Raw genomic sequence first — 19,149 nt, forward strand, 5'->3', positions numbered from 1 at the left:
GGGGGGCCCCCCCCGGGGGGGGGGTCGGCCGCCGCCGTGCGGGTCGGGGACGGGTGTGCGGGGGGCGGGTTCAGGCGGCCTCCTCCAGGGACAGGCGCTGGGCGATCTGGACGCCGGCCTGGAAGCGGCTGACCGAGCCCAGGCTGCGCAGCAGGGCCGCGATGTGGCGGCGGCAGGTGCGGACCGACATGTCCAGGCGGCGGGCCACGACCTCGTCGGTGAGGCCCTGGGCCATCAGCCGGGCGATGGAGCGCTGGAGGTCGTCGTTGATGTCCTCCGCGTAGCCCGCCTCCTCCATCGCAAAGGGCGCGGCGCCGTCCCACAGCAGGTCGAACATGTCGACCATGCACCGGATCATCGTCTCGTCGCGGACCTGCCGCGCGGTGGGCGGTCCGCCCGCCTCGCCCGCGGTGACCACCACGGCCAGCGCGCGGTCGAAGACCACCGCCGTCTGCGGCACGGAGCGGATGGTGCGGATCGACGCGCCGCGTTCCGTCAGCTTCTTGGCGCGGGCGCGGGAGGCGAAGTCGGCGCGGTCGCGGTGCGGCGAGAGCACCCGTACGTCGATCTCCGTGCCGAGCGTGTCGTAGCAGGCGTCGAAGAGGTCGTCCGGGGCGATCCGCGCGTCGTGACCGGGGCGCAGGACGATCGCCTCCGTGGCGCAGTCACCGGCCGCAAGCCGCAGCAGGCCGCGGATCTCGGCCTCGCCCTCGACGGTGTCGATGACGCCGAGCGGCCCTTCCGCGCCGCCCGGACCGCCCGCGATGGAGTCGATCCTGGCGCGCAACCGGTCGGCCAGCTCGCGCTGTTGGAGGATGGCCCGCTCGATCGGCGAGGTGAGCTGGGTCGCCGCGGAGTGCGGGTCCACCGGTACGAGACCGGTGCCGGTCGTCTCGTCGGTGCGCAGCAGCCGCAGTTCCACCAGCCGTGCGGCGGCGGCGAACACCTCCCCCGCGGACAGACCGAGTTCGAGCGCCACCAGGTCGATCGAGCCGGGGGTGACGGCGCCGCTGCGGGTCGCGTACTGGTAGACCGCGACGAGATCGCCGCTGTCGTGGCCGCCGGCCGGGTGCCGGTCGTATCCCGCGGGACGCGGGTGTTCCGGCGGGCGGTCCGGTGTCGGCGCGAGGTCGGATATCCCCGTGAGCATGGAGGGTGCCTCCCCTTCGTGGATCAATGCGGTGCCGCGGCGGGTCAGGTTCCGTTCGTGCTCCGCCCATGGTGCGTCGGGCCGCCATCACGCCGCCCTCGTTCCGCTCACCGCCCCCTGATACCGGCTCCCGGCGCGCTATCGATCCGCTATCGGCCCACTGTCCGGGGACCGCCGCCGGGGGCCGCGCCATCGCCCCGGGAACCCGCGTCACCTCGTCCGAGGGGCCGGGCGAGAGCGCTGCGATGGCGGTTCGAGAGCGGCCGGCGGTCAAGTGACATCTGTGCGCGGGTGGGTCCCGCGCCCCGGACGAAGACGAAGACCGGACGAAGACAAGGGGACCGATCACCATGGCCGAGACGACGCGGGAGATACCGCGCACCTTTCAGGACGTCCTGCTGCCCCGCCTGCCGTACGCGGAAGGCGACGAGCTGACGGCGGACGCCGATCTGGCCGCGCTGGGGCTGGACTCGATGGGCGTCGTGCAGCTTCTCGCGGACCTGGAGGACCACTTCGGGGTGGAGCTGGACGACGAGCTGCTGACCGAGGAGACCTTCGCCACGGTCGGCTCGCTGTGGGCGACCGTCGCCGACTTCGTCACGCCGGAACTCGCGGCCGGCCATGAGTGAGCCGACGGTGAGCGCGTCGGCGGTGAGCGAACCGACGACGGGCCGGACGACAGCACACGCCACGGCGGCGAACGGCACGGCGGCGAACGGCACGGCGACAAGTGCGCCGTCCACGAACGGCACGGCGCCCCACGGGGCGGCGGTGGCCGCCCGCCGGGTCGCCCCGCCGCTGACCCGCCTGGACCGGCTGATCGCGCGCGGCGCGACCCACCGCCCGGCGCTGACCTTCAAGGACCGCACCGTCAGCTACGGCGAACTCGCCGAGCAGGTCGCCGAAGTCGCCTACGGCCTGCACCGGTTGGGCGTGCGGCGCGGCGACCGCGTCGCCGTCTACGCGGAAAAGCGCGTCGAGACCGTCGTGTCGATGCTCGCGGTCTCCGCGGCCGGGGCCGTCTTCGTCCCGGTCAACCCGCTCTTCAAGGGCCGCCACCTGGCCGGTATCACCACCGACTGCGCGGTCACCGCGCTGGTCACCACCGCCGAGCGGCTGGAGACCGTACGCGCGGCGCTGCCGCCGGACACCACCGTCCGCCACCTGGTGCTGATCGGCGACACCGGCACCGTACTCCCGGCCGACGACCGCTGGACCGCGGTGCCGTGGGAGCGGCTGCGCGAGCACGGGCCGCTGCCGGTGCCCGGCGCCGACGCCGTCGTGGACGGCGACGTCGCGGCCGTCTTCTACACCTCGGGCAGCACCGGCGGCCCCAAGGGCGTGGTGCTCTCGCACCGCAATCTGCTCGCCGGAGCCGAGAGCGTCGCCTCCTACCTCGGGCACACCGAGGACGACGTGGTGCTGGCCGCGCTGCCGTTCAGCTTCGACGCCGGTTTCAGCCAGCTCACCACCACCCTGATCGCCGGGGCCCACCTGGTGCTCACCAACTACCTGCTGCCGCGCGAGGTGGTACGGCTCTGCGCCCGCCACGGCGTCACCGCGCTCACCTGCGTACCACCGCTGTGGCTGCAACTGGCCGCCCAGCAGTGGCCGCGGGAGGCGACCGCGCGGCTGCGGTACTTCGCCAACACCGGCGGCCGGATGCCCCGCGCCACCCTGGGCCGGCTCCGCGAGATCTTCCCGCAGGCCCGGCCGTATCTGATGTACGGGCTCACGGAGGCGTTCCGCTCCACCTACCTCGACCCGGACGAGACCGACCGCCGTCCCGACTCGATCGGCAAGGCCATCCCCAACGCCGAGATCCTGGTGCTCCGCCCCGACGGCACCCCGTGCGTGCCCGGCGAGCACGGCGAACTGGTGCACCGCGGCGCGCTGGTGGCCCTCGGCTACTGGAACGACCCCGAGCGCACCGCCGAACGCTTCCGCCCGGTGCCGGGCGCCGTCCCGTACGGCGGCACCGAGTTGGCGGTCTGGTCGGGCGACACCGTCTACAGCGACGAGGCCGGTTTCCTGTACTTCGTCGGCCGCACCGACGACATGATCAAGTCGTCGGGCTACCGGATCAGCCCCACCGAGATCGAGGAGGCCGTGTACGCCAGCGGCCTGGTCACCGAGGCGGTCGCGCTCGGCGTCGGCGACGAACGGCTCGGCCAGCACGTGGTCCTGGTTGTCGCGGGGGCCTGCGACACCGCCCGGCTGCACCAGGCGCTCGCCCGCGAGCTGCCGCCGTACATGCTGCCGCGCCGCACGGTCGTCCTGGACGAACTGCCGCGTTCGGTGAACGGGAAATTCGACCGGGTCGAGCTGCGCAGGACCGTGGAGGGCAACCGATGAGCGGCGCGGCACCGGGTCAGGGCGCGGAGGGCGCCGACGCTTTCGGCGGCTTCGGCCGGCACGGCCGGTTCACCGTCGTGGACGGCGAGTTGGCCGTCGGCGGGGTGCCCGCGGGGCGGCTGGCCGAACGCGTCGGCTCCACCCCCTTCTTCGCCTACGACCGTTCCCTGCTCAGCCGCCGCGTCGCGGAACTGCGGGCGGCGCTGCCCGACGGCGTGGAGCTGAACTACGCCGTCAAGGCCAATCCGATGCCCGCGCTGCTGCACCACATGAGCACGCTGGTCGACGGCCTCGACGTGGCGTCGGCCGGTGAGATGCTCACCGCGCTCGACACCACCGTCCCGGCCGAGCGGATCGGCTTCGCCGGACCCGGCAAGACCTCGATCGAGATCCGGCAGGCCGTCGCCGCGGGCGTCATCGTGGAACTGGAGTCGGCCACGGAACTGGCCCGGGTCCGGCTCGCGGGCGAACAGCTCGGCATCACCGCCCGCGTCGCCCTGCGCGTCAACCCGCCCTTCGCGGTGCGCGGTTCGGGCATGCGGCTGGGCGGCGGACCGCAGCAGTTCGGGGTGGACGCCGAACAGGCGCCGGAACTGCTCGCCGGGATCGGCGCGGCCGGGCTGGACTTCCAGGGCTTCCACGTCTTCGCCGGATCGCAGAACCTCGACGCCGAGAGCATCTGCGCCGCCCAGCGCGGCACCGTGGAACTGGTCACGGAACTGGCCGAGCACGCGCCGGGACCGGTGCGCTACCTCAACCTCGGCGGCGGCTTCGGCATCCCCTACGCCGCCCGTGACCGCGCCCTGGACCTGGGGCCGATCGGCGAGAACCTCGCCAAGCTCCTCGACACCGTCATCCGCCCCGCGCTCCCGCAGGCGCGCACCGTCATCGAACTCGGCCGCTATCTGGTCGGCGAGGCCGGTGTCTATCTGACCAGGGTCGTGGACCGCAAGATCTCCCGCGGCACCACCTTCCTCGTGGTGGACGGCGGTCTGCACCACCAGCTCGCGGCCACCGGCAACCTGGGCCGCGCGATCCGGCGCAACTACCCCATCGCGGTGGTGGGTTCCGCCGTCGCCCCGGCCACCGAGACGGTCGACGTGGTCGGCTGCCTCTGCACCCCGCTCGACCTGCTCGGCAAGGACGTGTCACTGCCCCACGCGGAGATCGGCGACCTCATCGCGGTGTTCCAGGCGGGCGCCTACGGCCTGACGGCCAGTCCGGTCGGCTTCCTCGGCCATCCGGCACCGCACGAAGTCCTGATCTGAACCCACCCGCCGCGGCGGCACCGGGCCCCGCGAGCCTCACGTTGCAAGGAAGGCTGACGGACATGGCGATCGCATCACCCCTCCCCGCCAGAGCCACGGCGGACCCCACGCCGGACCCGGCTGCGAACCCGCCCGCGGACTCGACATCGGACTCGACAACGGACCTGACGGGTGAGCCCACCGTGGACGGGCAGGCGCCCGCCGCCCCGGTGGGCACCGCGGTCCGGTTCCGGGTACTCGGCTCCCTCGAGGTGCGCGGCTCGCAGCAGGTGGCGGTCACGGCGCGGCGGCAGCAGATCGTGCTGGCGCTGCTGCTGCTGGAGACCGGCCGCGGTGTGGGACTCGAAACGATGGTGAACGCGGTCTGGGGCGGCACCCCGCCCGCGACCGCCCGCTCCCAGGTGCAGACCGCCGTGTCGGCGCTGCGCCAGCGGATGGAGCGCGCCGGGCTCGGCAAGCGCATCCGCATGCACGGCCTCGGCTACACCCTCGACCTCGCCCCCGGCGAGCTGGACCTGCACGTCTTCGACGAGCTGGCGGCCCGCGGCCGGGCCGCCGCGGCCGACGGGCGGCCCGCCGCCGCCCGCGCCGCCTTCCGCGAGGCGCTCGACCTGTGGAACGGCGACCCGCTGCCCGAGGTCGACAGCCCCGTGGTGCAGACGAAGCTGGTACGGATCTCCGAGCGCCGCTTCGAGGTGCTGGAGGAGTGCCTGGACGCCGAGCTGCGTCTGGGCCTGCACCACGAGGTGCTGGGCGAGATCAGCGCGCTGGCCGCCGAATTCCCGCTGCGCGAGCGCCCCGCCGTGCAGCTCATGACCGCGCTGTACCGCTGCGGGCGGCAGGCCGAGGCGCTGGCCGCGTACCACCAGGTGCGGCGCACCTTCATCGAGGAGCTGGGCATCGAGCCGGGGCCGGTGCTGCTCAAGCTGGAGCTGGCCATCCTCAACGGCTCCGGCGACCTGGACCTCCCGCAGACCGCCGCCCCCGCCACCGTCAACGCGACCGCGCCGCTGCCGCTGCCGCGGATGCTCCCGGCCCGGATCACCGACTTCACCGGCCACGCCGACGTCCTGGCGGAACTGACCGACCGGCTGTCCGCGCCCTCGGCGCCGATGGCCGTGATCACCGGCTGCGCGGGCGTCGGCAAGTCCGCGCTCGCCGTCGAGGCCGCGCACGCCCTCGCCCCGGCCTTCGCTGACGGCCAGTTGTACGCGCGGCTGCCGGTCGGCGCAGGTCCCCGCGAGGTCTCCGACGTCCTGGAACGCTTCCTGCGGGCGCTCGGCTTCACCGCCGCCGCCGTACCGGAGTCCCTGGACGGCCGCTCCGCGCTCTACCGCAGCGCGCTGGCCGAGCGCCGGATGCTGGTGGTCGTCGAGGACGCCGCCGACGTCACGCTGCTGCGCCCCCTGGTGCCCGGCACCCCCACCTGCGGTCTGCTCGTCACCAGCCGCGCCCGGCTGTCCGCGCCCGCCGACACGTACACCGTCGAACTGGAAGTGCCGCAGATCCCCGAGGCCGTGGAACTGCTCGCGGCGATGACCGGCCGCGAGCGGGTGGCGGCCGAGCCCAGCGAGGCGATCGAACTGGCCGAGCTGTGCGACGGGCTGCCGCTGGCGCTGCGCGCCGCCGCCGCCCGGCTGTCCGCCCGCCCGCACTGGAGCCTGGCCCAGCTCACCGCGCGGCTGCGCGACGAACGCCGCCGGCTGGACGAGCTGTTCCACCAGGGCCTGGACGTCCGGGCCGCGCTGCGCGGCACCTACGAGCAACTGGCCGCGCCCGCACGGCAGCTCTTCGCCCGGCTCGGCGGACTGCCCACGGCGGAGTTCCCCGCGTGGGCCGCGGCCCCGCTGCTCGACGTGGCGACCGCGTCGGCCGTGGACGTGCTGGAGACGCTGGTCGACGCCCGGCTGGTCGACCCGGTCGGCGGCAGCGGCGTCACCGCCCGCTACCGGCTGCGCGGCCTGACCCGGCTGCACGCCGCCGAGTGCCTGGCGGAACTGGCCGAGGACCAGGACGAGTCGGCCCCGCGGCGGCGGCTGCTCGGCGCGTGGCTGACGCTGGCCGACGAGGCGCTGCTGCGCCAGGGCGGCACCCCGGCCGCCGAACTCCACCACCCCACCCGCTGGCCGATGGAACTGCCCATGCTCCGGGCCGTGTTGAGCGACCCCGGCGAGTGGTACGGCACCGAGCGCGAGTCGCTGCTGGCCGCCGTACGGCAGGCGGCCGACGTCCACGAGACCGAGGCGTGCTGGCACCTGGCGGTCGCGGTCGGTGCGCTGGCCGCGGTCCAGCGGGCGCACGACGACTGGCGGGCCGCGGGCACCGACGCGCTGCGCGCCACGCAGCGCGCCGGGGACTCCCTCGGCGAGGCCGCCATCTTGTTCTCGCTCGGCACGCTCGACCTGCGCGAGCGCCGGTACGAGCAGGCCACCGCCCGGCTGCGGGGCGCGCTCGGCGCCTTCGAACGGCTCGGCGCCGACTCCTGGCGCGAGGCGGCGGGCAAGGCGCTGGAGCGGCTGGCCCGCGAGACCGGGGCAGCGGCCGACGGCAGGACCCCGCGTCCCGGCCGCGGCGGCGCGGGCTCGACGCCCGCGACGCCGGTCGAGACCTCCGCCTGGGGCGTCCCGGCCACCCAGCGCCGCTACGGCCTGGCCGCCAGCACCGGCGGCTCCGGCACCCCCGCGGCCCGTACCACCCCGGCCCCCCGCTCCACGGCCCCCCGTCACCGCCCGGCGGCCTCCTTCCCCACCCGTCGGCGTACCGAATCGGTGGAGGAGCAGTGACGCGGGCGCCCCACCCCGTGCGGTACGGGTGCCCCGCCCCGGCGCCCACCGGTCCTGACCACCGCGTTCTGCACTGGCAGCACACCGATTCCCAGGAGGAGCAATGAGCTTGAGGACCCCCTCGCCGCCGGCGGGAGTGCGGGACGAACCGTCGCGGAAGCCGGACCGGCAGGCCGCCAGGAGCGGTGAGGACAGCGACCGGGCCATGCTCGAAGTGACCGGACTCAGCAAGCGCTACGGCGAGGTCCAGGCGCTGGACGGCTTCGAACTGACCGCGCACCGCGGCGAGATCGTCGGACTGGTCGGCCACAACGGCGCGGGCAAGTCGACCTTCGTCGAGATCGTCTCCGGGCTCATCAGGGCCGACTCCGGCGGCGTCCGCATCGGCGGCGAGGAGCCCACCAAGGCGCGCGGGCGGATCGGCGTCTCCCCGCAGAACATCGCCCTCTACCCGCCGCTGTCCGTCCGCGAGCACATGAAGTTCTTCGGCGGCCTGTCCGGGCTGCGCCGCCGCGCCCTCACGTCCGCCATCGACGAACTGTCCGCCGCGCTGCGGCTGACCGAATTCCTCGACCGCCCGGCCGGTGTGCTCTCCGGCGGCCAGCAGCGCCGTACGCAGGCGGCCGTCGCCATGATCCACCGCCCCGACCTGCTGCTGCTCGACGAGCCCACCGCGGGCGCCGACCCGGAGACCCGCCAGGCGCTGCTCGACACCGTCAAGCTCCGCGCCGCCGACGGCGCCGCCGTCGTCTACACCACCCACTACCTGACCGAACTCACCGAACTGGCCGCGACCATCGCCGTCGCCAAGCGCGGCCGGGTGGTCGCCCGCGGCACCAGCGCGCAGCTCCTTGAGGGCCTGCCCGGCGAGGTCCGCGTGGTCCTGGCCGACGGCAGCGAACTCCACGAGTCCACCACCGACCCGACCGCCGCCCTGGTGCGGCTGCTCCACGAGGCGCGGCAGCCGGTCACCTCCGTCGACGTCCGCAAGCCCGACCTCGACGACCTCTACCGATCCCTGGCGGTGCTCGATGTCGACTGAATCCCTCTACCGGTCCGGCCTGATGGCCAAGTACAACGCCCTGCTGCGGCTGCGCGACCCCGGACAGCTCATCAGCTACATCGCGATGCCGATGCTGCTGATGCTGGTCTTCAAACCGCTGTACGTGACCGCGCTCAAGACCGGCACGCTCCAGGCGGTCACCGGGCCGCTGGTGATGTTCTCGGTCTTCGCGCTCTCCATCGTGGGCAACTCGATCATGGTCGAGCGCGAGTGGCGCACCTGGGACCGGCTGCGCGTCACCCGCGCCTCACGGGCCCAGCTCCTGCTGGGCAAGGCCGTACCGGCCTTCGTGATCCTGCTGCTCCAGCAGAGCGTGCTGCTGATCTTCGGCTGCCTGGTGATCGGGCTGCCGGTCCCGCCGACCCTGGGCTGGATCATGCTGGCCGTCGCGGTGTGGGGCTTCACCCTGCTCGCCCTCGGCACGGCGCTCGCCACGGTCGTCCGCAGCCGCGGCGACCTCGGCATGGTCTCCGACCTGGGCGCGATGCTGGTCAGCGCGCTCGGCGGCGCCCTGGTGCCGGTCAGCCTGATGCCCGCCTGGGCCCAGCACATCGCCCCGGCCTCGCCCGGCTACTGGGCGATGTCCCTGCTGCACGCCGCCATCGACGGCGACGCCTCGCGGATGCTGCGCCCGGCGCTGGTCTGCCTGGCGATCGGCGTGGCCTGCGGCGCCTTCGCCACCTACCGGCTCTCTCGCGGCTGGGGCCGCAGCCACCTGCTGTGAGGAGACATCGTGTCTGACATACCCGACGAGACGGACGAGACCGACGAGGCGTACGACGCCTACGATTCCGCGGTGGCCCTGGTCGGCATGGCCGGCCGCTTCCCCGGCGCCCCGGACGTGGCCACGCTGTGGCGCAACGCGCTGGCCGGTGTCAGCGGCCTGCGCGAGATCACCGACGAGGAACTGGCCGCGGCGGGCGTCTCCGCGCGGACCGCCGCCAACCCCCACTACGTACGGGTGGGCGGGCCGGTCGACGGCATCGCCGACTTCGACGCCGCCGCGTTCGGCTTCTCGCCGCGCGAGGCGGAGACGATGGGCCCGCAGCACCGGCTCTTCCTGGAGTGCTCCTGGGAAGCGCTGGAGAACGCCGGTTACCCGCCGGTGGCCCCGCCGGGACAGGTCGGCGTCTTCGGCGGTTCCGCCTTCCCCGACTACCTGCTCGACAACGTCGCGCACGTCATGGACGAACCCGGCGGCGGCCAGTTGGTCGCGGTCGGCAACGAACGGGACTCGCTCACCAGCCTGGTGGCGTACAAGCTCGGCCTGCGCGGTCCGAGCCTGAGCGTGCAGACCTTCTGCTCGACGTCGCTGGTCGCGGTGCACCTGGCCTGCCAGAGCCTGCTGACCTTCGAGAGCGATCTGGCCCTGGCCGGCGGCGCCTTCCTGCCGCTGCCGCAGCCGACCGGGTACATGTACCACCCGGGCGGCATCACCTCGCCGCAGGGCACGGTCCGCAGCTTCGACGCGGCGGCCGACGGAACGGTGATGGGCGCGGCCGTCGGCGTGGTCGCGCTGCGCAGGATGACCGACGCGCTCGCCGACGGCGACGTGATCCACGCGGTCATCCTGGGCTCCGCGGTCAACAACGACGGTCAGGAGCGCGTCGGTTACTCCGCACCGGGCGTCGAGGGACAGGCCGCGGTGATCCGTACCGCGCTGAACGTCGCCGACGTCAAGCCCGAGTCCGTCGGCTACGTGGAGTGCCACGCCACCGGCACCGCGCTCGGCGACGGCATCGAACTGACCGCGCTGTCACGGGTGTTCCAGACGACACCGCAGACACCGATCGTGCTGGGCTCGGCCAAACCGGCCGTCGGCCACCTGGACCGGGCCTCCGGCGTCACCGGCCTGATCCGGGCCGCGCTCGGCGTCCGCGACGGCGTACGGCTGGCCATCCCCGGCTTCGAGAAGCCCAACCCCGCGCTGGCCGCCGCCTCCGACCGCTTCACCGTACTGCCGCACAATCAGCCGTGGCCGGCCGGACCCGAGCCGCGCCGGGCCGGAGTCAGCTCCTTCGGCATGGGCGGCACCAACGCGCACGTCGTCATCGAGCAGGCCCCGCCGCGTACCGCCCGCGCCGCCGTCCCCGGACCGCACCTGCTGGCCTTCTCCGCGGGCGACCAGGACGCGCTCGACGAGGTCACCGAGCGGCTGCGCGGCCACCTGGCCGCGCACCCCGAACTGGACCCGGCCGACGTCGCCTACACCCTCCAGGTCTCGCGCGGGCACTTCGCACTGCGCCGCTTCGTGGTCTGCGACGACCTCCAGGACGCGGTCGCCGCGCTCGGCGACCCCGGCCGCTGGGTGGACGGCGAGACCACCCGGCACGACCCGGCCGTGGTGCTGGCCGAGGAGGAGCGGGCACCGGCCGACTGGCGGTCCCAACTGGCCGCCGCGGCGGCCTCGTTGCTGCCGGGAACCCCCGAGGGCGGCGCTTCCCCTGCCGTCTCCGCCGTCCTGGAACAGGGGCTGCGGGCGATCGGCGTGCGGATCAGGGCCGCCGGTGACACCGGGACCGGGCACGTCGAGACCGTCACCGTCGCCCCCGAGGCCGACGCTCCCTCCGGGTCGGCGGCGCGCTGGCTCGTGACCACCGTCGGCCGACTGTGGCTGGCGGGCGCCGCGATCGACTGGGCCGCGCTGCACAAGGGCGAGGGACGGCGGGCCGAACTGCCCACCTACCCCTTCCGCCGCACCCGCCACTGGGTGGAGGCGCGGCCGGGAGCCCGCGGTGAGAAGCCGCCGGCCGAGGGCCGTGTCGACGACCTCGCGCAGTGGTCGTATCTGCCCGCGTGGCGGCAACGCCCGCTGCCCACCCGCGATCTGGACGAGCGGCTGCGCGCGGCCGGGCCGTGGCTGGTGCTGGCCGCCGAGGAGCGCGCCGAGGCGCTGGTACGCCGACTGGCGGTGGCCGGCGCCGAGGTCGTCACGGCAAGGCCCGGCGGGGAGTTCGGGCAGGACGCGGCGGGGGACTTCACCGTACGCGTCGAACACCCGGAGGATCTGGGGGAGTTGCTGGCCCTGCAATTCGTCGCGCCCCGCACGCTCGTGCACGGCTTCTCGCTCGCCTCACCCGAGGGCGACGGCGCCGGCCACTTCACCGCGGAGCAGGAGCGGGGAACGCACTCCGCGCTCGGCCTGGTCGGCGTGCTGGCCGCCGAATCCGAGCCCGCGCAGGCCGAGTTGACCCTGCTGACCGCCGGGGCCGTCTCCGTGACCGGCACCGATCTGCGGCATCCGGAGCACGCGGCGCTCGCCGCGCTGGCCCCCACCATCGGCCAGGAGAACGCGCATCTGTCGTGCCGTCACCTCGACCTGGACCCGGCGGAGGGCGCCGGCACACCGGCGGCGGTCGACCAGACGCTGGCCGCGATCGTCCACCCGCACCAAGGGCCTTCGGCCGTCCGGGCCGGCGACCTGTGGGCGCGGACCTATCAGCCGCACCCGCTGGAGGAGACCGACCCCGCGCGTCCGGTGTTCGGCGACGGCGAGACGGTGCTGATCACCGGCGGTCTCGGCGACGTCGGCCTGGCCCTGGCCCGACACCTCGCGGAGAGCCACGGCTGCCGTCTGGTGCTGACCTCGCGCGGCGGACTCCCGCCGCGTGAGCGCTGGCCGGAGCTGTCGGCCGGTGACGACCGGGTCGCCCGGCACATCAGGAACGTGCTGGATCTGGAAGCGCGCGGCGCCGAGGTGATCGCCATGGGCGCGGACGTCGGCGACCAGGAGGCGATGCGGGCCGTCGTCCGGGCGGCCGACGAGCGGTTCGGCGGCATCGACGCGGTGGTGCACGCGGCCGGTACGCGGGACCCGAGCCGGTTCGAGATCGCCCACCTGTCCGACCGGGAGAACCGTGCCGCGCACCTGCACCCCAAGGTGGCCGGCTTCCACACCCTCCAGGCGGTCCTCGGGGACCGTGCCAAGTACCGCAGGATCACCGTGTCCTCGCTGTCCGCGGTGCTCGGCGGCGTCACGTTCGGTCCGCACGCCGCGGCCAACGCGGCGCTGGACGCGTACGCCCGCAGGGCCCGGCTGCGCGGCGAGGGCCGCTGGATCACCGTCGACTGGGACACCTGGGCGACCGACGCGGAGCGCCGTGAGGCGCACGGCGATCCGGCCGCCGGGGCCTACGAGATGACGGTGCCGGAGGGCCTGACCCTGCTGGAGCGCGCGCTGGCGGCGGCCGACCGGCTCGCCCACGTGGTGATCTCCTCCGGGCCGCTCGCCCCGCGGCTCGCCCAGTGGGTCACCGGCGACGGCACGTCGGCGGAGCAGCGGGCCGCCGACGACGGGCAGCGCCACGCGCGGCCGAAGCTGCGCACCCCGTACGCCGAGCCCGCCGAGGGCACGGAGGCGGCGCTGGCGGAGATCTGGGGCCAGGTCCTGGCGGTGGAGGGAATCGGCGCGGATGACGGCTTCTTCGAACTGGGCGGTCACTCGCTCGTCGCCGTCGAGCTCTCGGCGCGCATCCGCGCGGCCCTCTCGTGCGACCTCGCCCCGACCGACCTGCTGGAGCACTTCACCGTCCGCCGTCTGGCGTCCTTCGTGGAGGGCTGACACCGGCACGTACCGGCACCCGTACCGCCAGGGGCGGCCGTCGCGGACCTTCCGCGTCGGCCGCCCCGCGCGTGCTGTCCGCGCGGTGGTCCCGTGCGGCACGCCCGGCTCCGCCACCCGGTGGCGGGGCGCCGTCACCGGTCGGCCGCCGCGGCGCGCGCCGTGAGGGCCTTGCGGTCGATCTTGCGGTTGGCGTTGAGCGGGAACTCCTCGACCTGGACGAAGCGGCGGGGGACCAGGGCGCGCGGCAGGAAGGCCGCCAGCTCCTCGGCCAGGGCCGCCTGAGGCCGCCGCTCACCGAGCAGGAAGGCCGTCAACTCGCCGTCCACGGCGACCGCTACGGCCTCCTTCACACCCTCGACGCGGCGCAACGCCCACTCCACCTCGGCCAGTTCGACGCGCACCCCGTGGATCTTCACCTGGTGGTCGCGCCGGCCCAGATACGCGAAGGCGTCGCCGGGCAGCCGCCGTACCAAGTCGCCCGTGCGGTACCAGCGTTCGCCGCCGTGCTCCAGGAACCGGCCCTCGTCGTCGGCCGGGTCGAGATAGCCGGGGAACATCTGGTCGCCGGTGACGCACAGTTCACCGTCGCCGTCCTCGGTGGGCTCGTGCAGCAGCGCCCGCATACCGGGGTGCAGACGGCCGATCGACACCACGTCGTTGACGCACGACGACGGTGAGGTGACCGGGTCCCAGCGGTGCACACTGCACGAGATGGTCAGCTCGGTCGGGCCGTAGAGATTCTCGACCACCGAGCCGGGCGCCGCAGCGCCCCACTCCCGCGCGTCGTGGGCCAGCAGCGGCTCCCCGCAGAACAGGCTCCAGCGCAGGCTCGGCATGCTGCCCGCGGGCAGCCCCCGGGGCCGCCGCCGCAGCAGCGACACCAGGCTCGGCGCGGAGAACCACACCGTGATGCCCTGCTCGGCGACGAACCGCTCCAGCGAGGCGTACGCGGTCGGCGGCACGCTCACCACGGTGCCGCCGCTGCCCCAGCCGGTGAACAGGTCGAACATCGCCAGGTCGAAGGTGAGATCGAAGGTCTGCGAGAACACGTCCCCGCTGTGGAAGCCGTACCGGCCGTGCACGAAGCGCAGATAGGCGTCGACATTGCGGTGCAGCACGGGCACCCCCTTGGGCGTGCCCGTGGAGCCCGAGGTGAACAGGATGTACGCGATGTCGTCGGGCGTCGTCGGCAGCGGCTGCTCCAACGGCTCCCCGACCGGCTCCCCGACGACGGGGACGCCGTCGAGGACCCCGGCCAGCTCCGGCAGCACGGCGGCGCCGCGCTCGTCCACGATCAGCGCGTCCAGACCGGCCGCGGTGATCATCCGGGCGGTGCGGTCGGCGGGGAAGCCGGGGTGCAGCGGCACGACGGCCGCGCCCGCGAACTGCGCGGCCAGCAGACCGGCGTAGGCGGTCACGGTACGGGAGGCCAGCAGGCCGACCCGCCGGGGCCGCCCGCCGGGGACCGCCGCGACGACGGTCCCGGCGAGCGCCCGCGCGGCGGCGTCCAGCCGCGTGTAGTCGACGGCGGTGGAGCCGACGCGCAGCGCCTCGGCCCCGCCGTCGAGCGCCAGGCCGTGCCGGAACCAGTCGGTGAGGGTCCGGCCCGCCGGGACCGCGGCGCCCGCGGTCCCCGGCGGCCGGTCCCCGGCCTCCCGTCGCGGCCCGCCCGGCCGCGACGGCAGGCGCGCGGGTTCAGTGGTGAACAACGGATGCCTCCTGCGGGTGGATGGGCGCGAGGCCCGGAAGCTGCGGGCCCCAGGTGCCGCGCAGCGCCCGGTCGATGTAGCGGTGGGTGACCGCGGCCTGCTCCAGCACCGCGAAGTGCCCGCCGGTCAGGGTGTGCGAGGTGAAGCGCCCGGTGGTCTGGTCGCGCCACCCCGCCACGTCGGCGATGCCCGCGCGCGGGTCGTCGGTGGCCGCGAGCGCCGTGATCGGCACGCTCAGCGGAGCCTGCGGCCGGTACTCGTAGGAGTCCCTGACCCCGAAGTCCGCGCGGAACGGCGGCAGGATCATCCGCAGCACCGTCGGGTCGGTCAGCATCCACTCCGGGGTGCCGCCGATCCGCCGCAGCAGCGCCACGACCTCGTCCTGCGTCATCCCCGCCACCGGCGGGTCGCCGTCGTCGGGCGAGCCGGGCGCCGCGCACCCGGAGACGAACAGGTGCACCGGCATGGGCCCGCCGCGGCGCCTGATCTCCCGCACCAGCTCGAAGCCGACCAGCGCCCCGAGGCTGTGCCCGTACACCGCGTACGGCCGCGTCTCCCCCTCCGGGGAGGTGTCGGCCAGCACGGCGTCCGCGAGGTCCGGCACCAGCCGGTCCATCCGGTCGTACGGGGTGTCGCGCAGCCGGGTCTCCCGGCCGGGCGGCTGGACCGGGCGCACCGACACCGGGCCCAGCCTGCCGAACCAGGAACGGTACGCCGAGGCCGAACCCCCGGCGTGCGGCAGGCAGTACAGCCGCACGCCGGCGCAGCCGGGCTGCTCCGCGAAGGGCAGCCACGAGGCGGCGGGCGCCGCCTCCAGCACGGTCGTCATCGCGTCACCTCGACCTCGACATAGCCGGGCAGCGGCTGGATCTGGTCCAGGTCCGCCCCCAGCACCAGCCGGTCGCCCTCCCTGGCCACCTCGCGGAAGCCGCTGAAGGCGTAGGTGATCTGCATCATCCGGTTGCGGCCGGTCTCCACGAAGTCCGCGCGCAGGCCCGCACCGGCCTCCCGCGCCCGCTCCATGATGTGGCTGAGCAGCACCGAGCCGACCCCGCGGGACATCACCCGGCACGACATCAGCATCATGTGGAGCTGCCAGTTCGGGTCGCCGGTCTCCACCAGCGCCAGGCCGATCTTGCCGTACGAGCCGAACCGGTCGGTGAGGGTGGCCACCAGCAGCAGGTGGTCGGGCGACTCGCGCAGCGCGTCCAGCTCGTCGTACGAGTACGTGCGGCCCGTCGAGTTGAGCTGGTTGGTGCGGATGGTCAGTTCCTCCGCGCGCTGGAGGTCCTCGCGGGCCGCCGGGGCGATGGTGAACGTCATGCCCAGGCTGGCCAGGAACTCCTCGTTGGTGCCGACGAAATCGCTCTCGATCTCGTCCCGCGCGAGCTGGCTGTGGTACATCGCCCGGCGCTGCGCCGACTCGTCGGAGACGAACCGCGGCCGGAACTCGATCCGGTTCAGCTCGGTGTCGATGTCGAGCGCGTTGACCCGGGTGACCTCGGGGACGGAGAACTCCATCTCGGCCAGCTCGAAGTCCTGGTCGTCGACGAAGGCGAACGCGTCGAGCCCCAGATTGAGCTTGGCGGAGATCTGCCGGACCGACTCCGACTTGGCGTTCCAGCCGATCCGCGGGTACAGGAACAGGTCCTCAAGGCCCAGTTCGCGCAGCTTCGCCATGGCCGTGTCGTGGTCGTTCTTGCTCGCCACGGAGTGCAGGACGCCCAGCGCGTCCAGCCGGCGGATGTGCTCCACCACGCCGGGGCGCAGGGTGACCTCGCCGTCCTCCAGCAGCACCCCGTCCCACAGCGTGTTGTCCAGGTCCCACACCACGCACTTGATCTTGCCCTGCGCGGGCTTGCGGTACGGACCGTCCGGCGGCGACGCCGGGCCGGTGGCCGGCGCGGTGGCCGGCGGTTGCGTCAGCGTGCTCACAGTGCCCACTCCCGGTATGCCTCGTCAGCGATCGTGATCCGCTGGATCTCGTTGCTGCCCTCGATGATTTCCATGACCTTCGCGTCCCGGTACAGCCGTGCGACCGGGAAGTCGGCGCTCATTCCGTTGGCGCCGTGGATCTGTACGGCCTCCGTGGAGTGCCGGGCCGCCGCGGTGGACGCGAAGTACTTCGCCACCCAGGTGGCCATGATGGTCGCCGGGTCCCCGGCGTCCTTGAGCACACCGGCCTGGTGGCACAGCAGCCTGGCCGCCCGCACATCGGTGACCATGTCCGACAACTTCGCCCGGATGAGCTGGAGTTCACGGAGTTTGCTGCCACCGACCGTGCGCTGCGCGGTGTAGTACGCCGACGCCTCCAGGCACGCCTGGACGATTCCGACGGAACCGGAGGCGACCGAGAACCGGCCCAGGTCGAGGGTTCCGCTGAGCACCATGCCGGAGGCGAACGAACTGGGCCCCAACAGCGCGTCGGAATCGAGCCGCACATCGTCGAACTCCAGCTCGGCGATGAGCGAGGCCCGGGTGCCGAGCACGTCCTCCACCGGTATCACCCGCACGCCGGGTGACCGGCGCGGTACGAGCAGGGCGATCACGCTGGACTCGGTGCGGGCGAACACCAGGAACAGGTCCGCCCGTTGGCCACCGGTGATCCACTTCTTGCGGCCGTTGAGCCGCCACCCGCCGTTCTCCTGGACGGCGGTGGTACGGATGCCCGCGGTGTCGCTGCCGCCACCTGCGGGCTCCGACAGGCAGAAGGCGCCGCGCACCGCGCCGGTGGCCAGCGACGGCGCCCACTGCTCGATCTGGGCGGGGCTGCCCCAGCGGAGCAGCGCCCACGACAGCATGGTGTGCACGGTGAGCAGGGACCTGACCGAGGAACATCCCCGGCCCACCTCCTCGTGCACCTGACCGAGCGTCACCAGGTCAAGGTCCTGGCCGCCCAGCGCGGCCGGGTAGAAGGGGGCCCACAGGCCCGCCTCGCCGATCCGCTCCTGCAACTCCTCGGGGACCGCGCCCCGCCGGTCGTACACGTCGGCCACCGGCATGATGTGGGTGTCGACGAACGCGCGTGCCGAGTCCCGGGTGATCCGGGCCCCCGCCGGCGCCGCCGCGAGGGGCGGCGCCGTGGTCAAGCTCGTCATGGTCTGGCTCCTCAGTCGACGGAGACGGGGACGCTCCGGCGGGCGACGAGGTCCGCCATGGCCTCGACGGTGCGGAAGTTGTCGATGCGCAGTTCGTCGTTGGGGATGGTGAGGCCGAAGGTCTTCTCGATGAACATCACCAGCTCCATCGCGAAGAGCGAGTTGATGTAGCCGAGCGAGAAGATGTCCTGGTCGGTGGCGATGCTGGCCTGCGGGAAGCGGGCCTCGATGAAGGAGAGGATGCTGGTCTGGGCGGTGGTGTTCTCGGACATGGTCGTCATCCCTTGTTGTCGTAGGTGTAGAAGCCACGGCCGGTCTTCCGGCCGTGCAGTCCGGCGTCGGTCATCTGCTTGAGCAGCGGGCAGGGCCGGTACTTGCTGTCGGCGTAGTGCTCGTAGAGCACCTCGACGCTGTAGAGGATCGTGTCGACGCCGATCAGGTCGGCGGTCTCCAGCGGACCCATCGGGTGCCCGAAGCACCCGCGGAACACCTCGTCCACCGACTCCGCGGTGGCGACGCCCTCGTGGACGAGGAAGGCGGCCTCGTTGACGGTCAGCATGAGCACCCGGTTGGAGACGAAGCCGGAGGCGTCCTTGACGTCCACCGCCTTCTTGCCCATGCCGCTGAGGAGCTGGCGGGTGACCTCGACGGTCTCCTGCGCGGTGTGGAAGCCGGGGATCAGCTCCACGACCGGCTTGGCCGGCACCGGGTTCATGAAGTGCACCCCGACGACCCGCTCCGGGTGCGTGCCGACCGCGGCGACGCGGGTGATCGGGATCGCGGAGGTGTTGACGATCACGACCGCCTCGGGGGAGAGCACGCGGTCCAGCTCGGCGTGCACCTCGCGCTTGATCTCCCAGTTCTCGGTGACGTTCTCGATCACGAAGTCGGCCTTGGCGAGCGCCTCGACGCCGACGGCGGTGGTGATCCGGCCCAGGATCTCGTCGGGGTCAAGGGCCGGTCCGCCCATCAGGCGGCTGAGCCGGCAGTTGCGGCTGATGGCCGCCTTGGCGTCGGTGAGAATCCGCTCGTCGATGTCGACGAGGACGGTCTCGTAACCGGACTGGGCCAGATTGTGCGCGACTCCGATGCCCATGACCCCGGCACCGACAACTCCTACGACGGTCATGATCTCTCCGATTCCTTGGTGGGTGGTGCT

14 protein-coding genes are annotated in these 19,149 nt (G+C 73.6%); 7 read left to right on the forward strand and 7 right to left on the reverse strand.

The window, feature by feature from the left end; genetic code table 11:
* Positions 1 to 70: 70 nt before the first annotated feature.
* Entirely contained in the window at positions 71 to 1,150 is a 1,080-nt protein-coding gene (locus tag ABZX65_RS20040; protein WP_355341381.1) for a hypothetical protein, read from the reverse strand.
* A 350-nt stretch (positions 1,151 to 1,500) separates the two neighbouring features.
* Here ABZX65_RS20040 and ABZX65_RS20045 point away from each other — a divergent pair, with 350 nt between their 5' ends.
* From ABZX65_RS20045 to ABZX65_RS20075, 7 genes are all read left to right on the forward strand, one after another.
* Entirely contained in the window at positions 1,501 to 1,779 is a 279-nt protein-coding gene (locus tag ABZX65_RS20045) for a phosphopantetheine-binding protein (RefSeq protein WP_355341384.1), read from the forward strand.
* Entirely contained in the window at positions 1,772 to 3,505 is a 1,734-nt protein-coding gene (locus tag ABZX65_RS20050; protein WP_355341387.1) for an acyl-CoA ligase (AMP-forming), exosortase A system-associated, read from the forward strand. The genes ABZX65_RS20045 and ABZX65_RS20050 overlap by 8 nt, the downstream gene beginning before the upstream one ends.
* Positions 3,502 to 4,773 carry a pyridoxal-dependent decarboxylase, exosortase A system-associated gene (locus ABZX65_RS20055; protein ID WP_355341390.1) on the forward strand — a complete coding sequence of 424 codons (1,272 nt, stop codon included), beginning with the start codon at positions 3,502 to 3,504 and terminating at the stop codon, positions 4,771 to 4,773. Before ABZX65_RS20050 ends, ABZX65_RS20055 begins: the two co-directional genes overlap by 4 nt.
* A gap of 62 nt (positions 4,774 to 4,835) precedes the next feature.
* The gene (locus ABZX65_RS20060; RefSeq protein ID WP_355341393.1) at positions 4,836 to 7,556 is read left to right on the forward strand and encodes an AfsR/SARP family transcriptional regulator; all 2,721 of its coding nucleotides are present in this window, start codon (positions 4,836 to 4,838) and stop codon (positions 7,554 to 7,556) included.
* 103 nt (positions 7,557 to 7,659) lie between these two features.
* Positions 7,660 to 8,598, forward strand: coding sequence for an ABC transporter ATP-binding protein (locus ABZX65_RS20065; RefSeq protein WP_355341396.1), 939 nt, complete (start codon positions 7,660 to 7,662; stop codon positions 8,596 to 8,598).
* On the forward strand, positions 8,588 to 9,343 hold the full coding sequence (locus ABZX65_RS20070) for an ABC transporter permease (RefSeq protein WP_355341399.1): 756 nt from the start codon (positions 8,588 to 8,590) through the stop codon (positions 9,341 to 9,343). Before ABZX65_RS20065 ends, ABZX65_RS20070 begins: the two co-directional genes overlap by 11 nt.
* A gap of 9 nt (positions 9,344 to 9,352) precedes the next feature.
* The gene (locus ABZX65_RS20075; RefSeq protein ID WP_355341402.1) at positions 9,353 to 13,180 is read left to right on the forward strand and encodes an SDR family NAD(P)-dependent oxidoreductase; all 3,828 of its coding nucleotides are present in this window, start codon (positions 9,353 to 9,355) and stop codon (positions 13,178 to 13,180) included.
* A 134-nt stretch (positions 13,181 to 13,314) separates the two neighbouring features.
* Here ABZX65_RS20075 and ABZX65_RS20080 read toward each other — a convergent pair whose 3' ends face one another.
* Genes ABZX65_RS20080 through ABZX65_RS20105 form a run of 6 tightly spaced genes read right to left on the reverse strand, consistent with a single transcriptional unit; the run spans position 13,315 to position 19,119 of the window.
* Positions 13,315 to 14,892, reverse strand: coding sequence for an AMP-binding protein (locus ABZX65_RS20080; RefSeq protein ID WP_355341405.1), 1,578 nt, complete (start codon positions 14,890 to 14,892; stop codon positions 13,315 to 13,317).
* A complete protein-coding gene (locus ABZX65_RS20085; protein ID WP_355341408.1) occupies positions 14,879 to 15,721 on the reverse strand; it encodes a thioesterase domain-containing protein in 843 nt (280 codons plus the stop codon). The genes ABZX65_RS20080 and ABZX65_RS20085 overlap by 14 nt, the downstream gene beginning before the upstream one ends.
* On the reverse strand, positions 15,718 to 16,827 hold the full coding sequence (locus ABZX65_RS20090) for an HAD-IIIC family phosphatase (RefSeq protein WP_355341410.1): 1,110 nt from the start codon (positions 16,825 to 16,827) through the stop codon (positions 15,718 to 15,720). The genes ABZX65_RS20085 and ABZX65_RS20090 overlap by 4 nt, the downstream gene beginning before the upstream one ends.
* Positions 16,824 to 17,990, reverse strand: a complete 1,167-nt coding sequence (locus ABZX65_RS20095; protein ID WP_355341413.1) for an acyl-CoA dehydrogenase family protein — start codon at positions 17,988 to 17,990, stop codon at positions 16,824 to 16,826. The genes ABZX65_RS20090 and ABZX65_RS20095 overlap by 4 nt, the downstream gene beginning before the upstream one ends.
* 11 nt (positions 17,991 to 18,001) lie before the next feature.
* The gene (locus tag ABZX65_RS20100) at positions 18,002 to 18,262 is read right to left on the reverse strand and encodes a phosphopantetheine-binding protein (protein ID WP_188282225.1); all 261 of its coding nucleotides are present in this window, start codon (positions 18,260 to 18,262) and stop codon (positions 18,002 to 18,004) included.
* 5 nt (positions 18,263 to 18,267) lie between these two features.
* On the reverse strand, positions 18,268 to 19,119 hold the full coding sequence (locus tag ABZX65_RS20105) for a 3-hydroxyacyl-CoA dehydrogenase NAD-binding domain-containing protein (RefSeq protein WP_355341416.1): 852 nt from the start codon (positions 19,117 to 19,119) through the stop codon (positions 18,268 to 18,270).
* Between the last annotated feature and the right edge of the window lie 30 nt (positions 19,120 to 19,149).

This window comes from Streptomyces sp. NPDC003300 (assembly GCF_040610915.1).
GTDB lineage: Bacteria > Actinomycetota > Actinomycetes > Streptomycetales > Streptomycetaceae > Actinacidiphila.

Excerpts from the sequence above, each read along its gene's own strand:
- ABZX65_RS20040 (WP_355341381.1), bottom strand. The coding sequence starts at position 1,150 with ATGCTCACGGGGATATCCGACCTCGCGCCGACACCGGACCGCCCGCCG.
- ABZX65_RS20045 (WP_355341384.1), top strand. The coding sequence starts at position 1,501 with ATGGCCGAGACGACGCGGGAGATACCGCGCACCTTTCAGGACGTCCTG.
- ABZX65_RS20050 (WP_355341387.1), top strand. The coding sequence starts at position 1,772 with ATGAGTGAGCCGACGGTGAGCGCGTCGGCGGTGAGCGAACCGACGACG.
- ABZX65_RS20055 (WP_355341390.1), top strand. The coding sequence starts at position 3,502 with ATGAGCGGCGCGGCACCGGGTCAGGGCGCGGAGGGCGCCGACGCTTTC.
- ABZX65_RS20060 (WP_355341393.1), top strand. The coding sequence starts at position 4,836 with ATGGCGATCGCATCACCCCTCCCCGCCAGAGCCACGGCGGACCCCACG.
- ABZX65_RS20065 (WP_355341396.1), top strand. The coding sequence starts at position 7,660 with ATGAGCTTGAGGACCCCCTCGCCGCCGGCGGGAGTGCGGGACGAACCG.
- ABZX65_RS20070 (WP_355341399.1), top strand. The coding sequence starts at position 8,588 with ATGTCGACTGAATCCCTCTACCGGTCCGGCCTGATGGCCAAGTACAAC.
- ABZX65_RS20085 (WP_355341408.1), bottom strand. The coding sequence starts at position 15,721 with ATGACGACCGTGCTGGAGGCGGCGCCCGCCGCCTCGTGGCTGCCCTTC.
- ABZX65_RS20095 (WP_355341413.1), bottom strand. The coding sequence starts at position 17,990 with ATGACGAGCTTGACCACGGCGCCGCCCCTCGCGGCGGCGCCGGCGGGG.
- ABZX65_RS20100 (WP_188282225.1), bottom strand. The coding sequence starts at position 18,262 with ATGTCCGAGAACACCACCGCCCAGACCAGCATCCTCTCCTTCATCGAG.
- ABZX65_RS20105 (WP_355341416.1), bottom strand. The coding sequence starts at position 19,119 with ATGACCGTCGTAGGAGTTGTCGGTGCCGGGGTCATGGGCATCGGAGTC.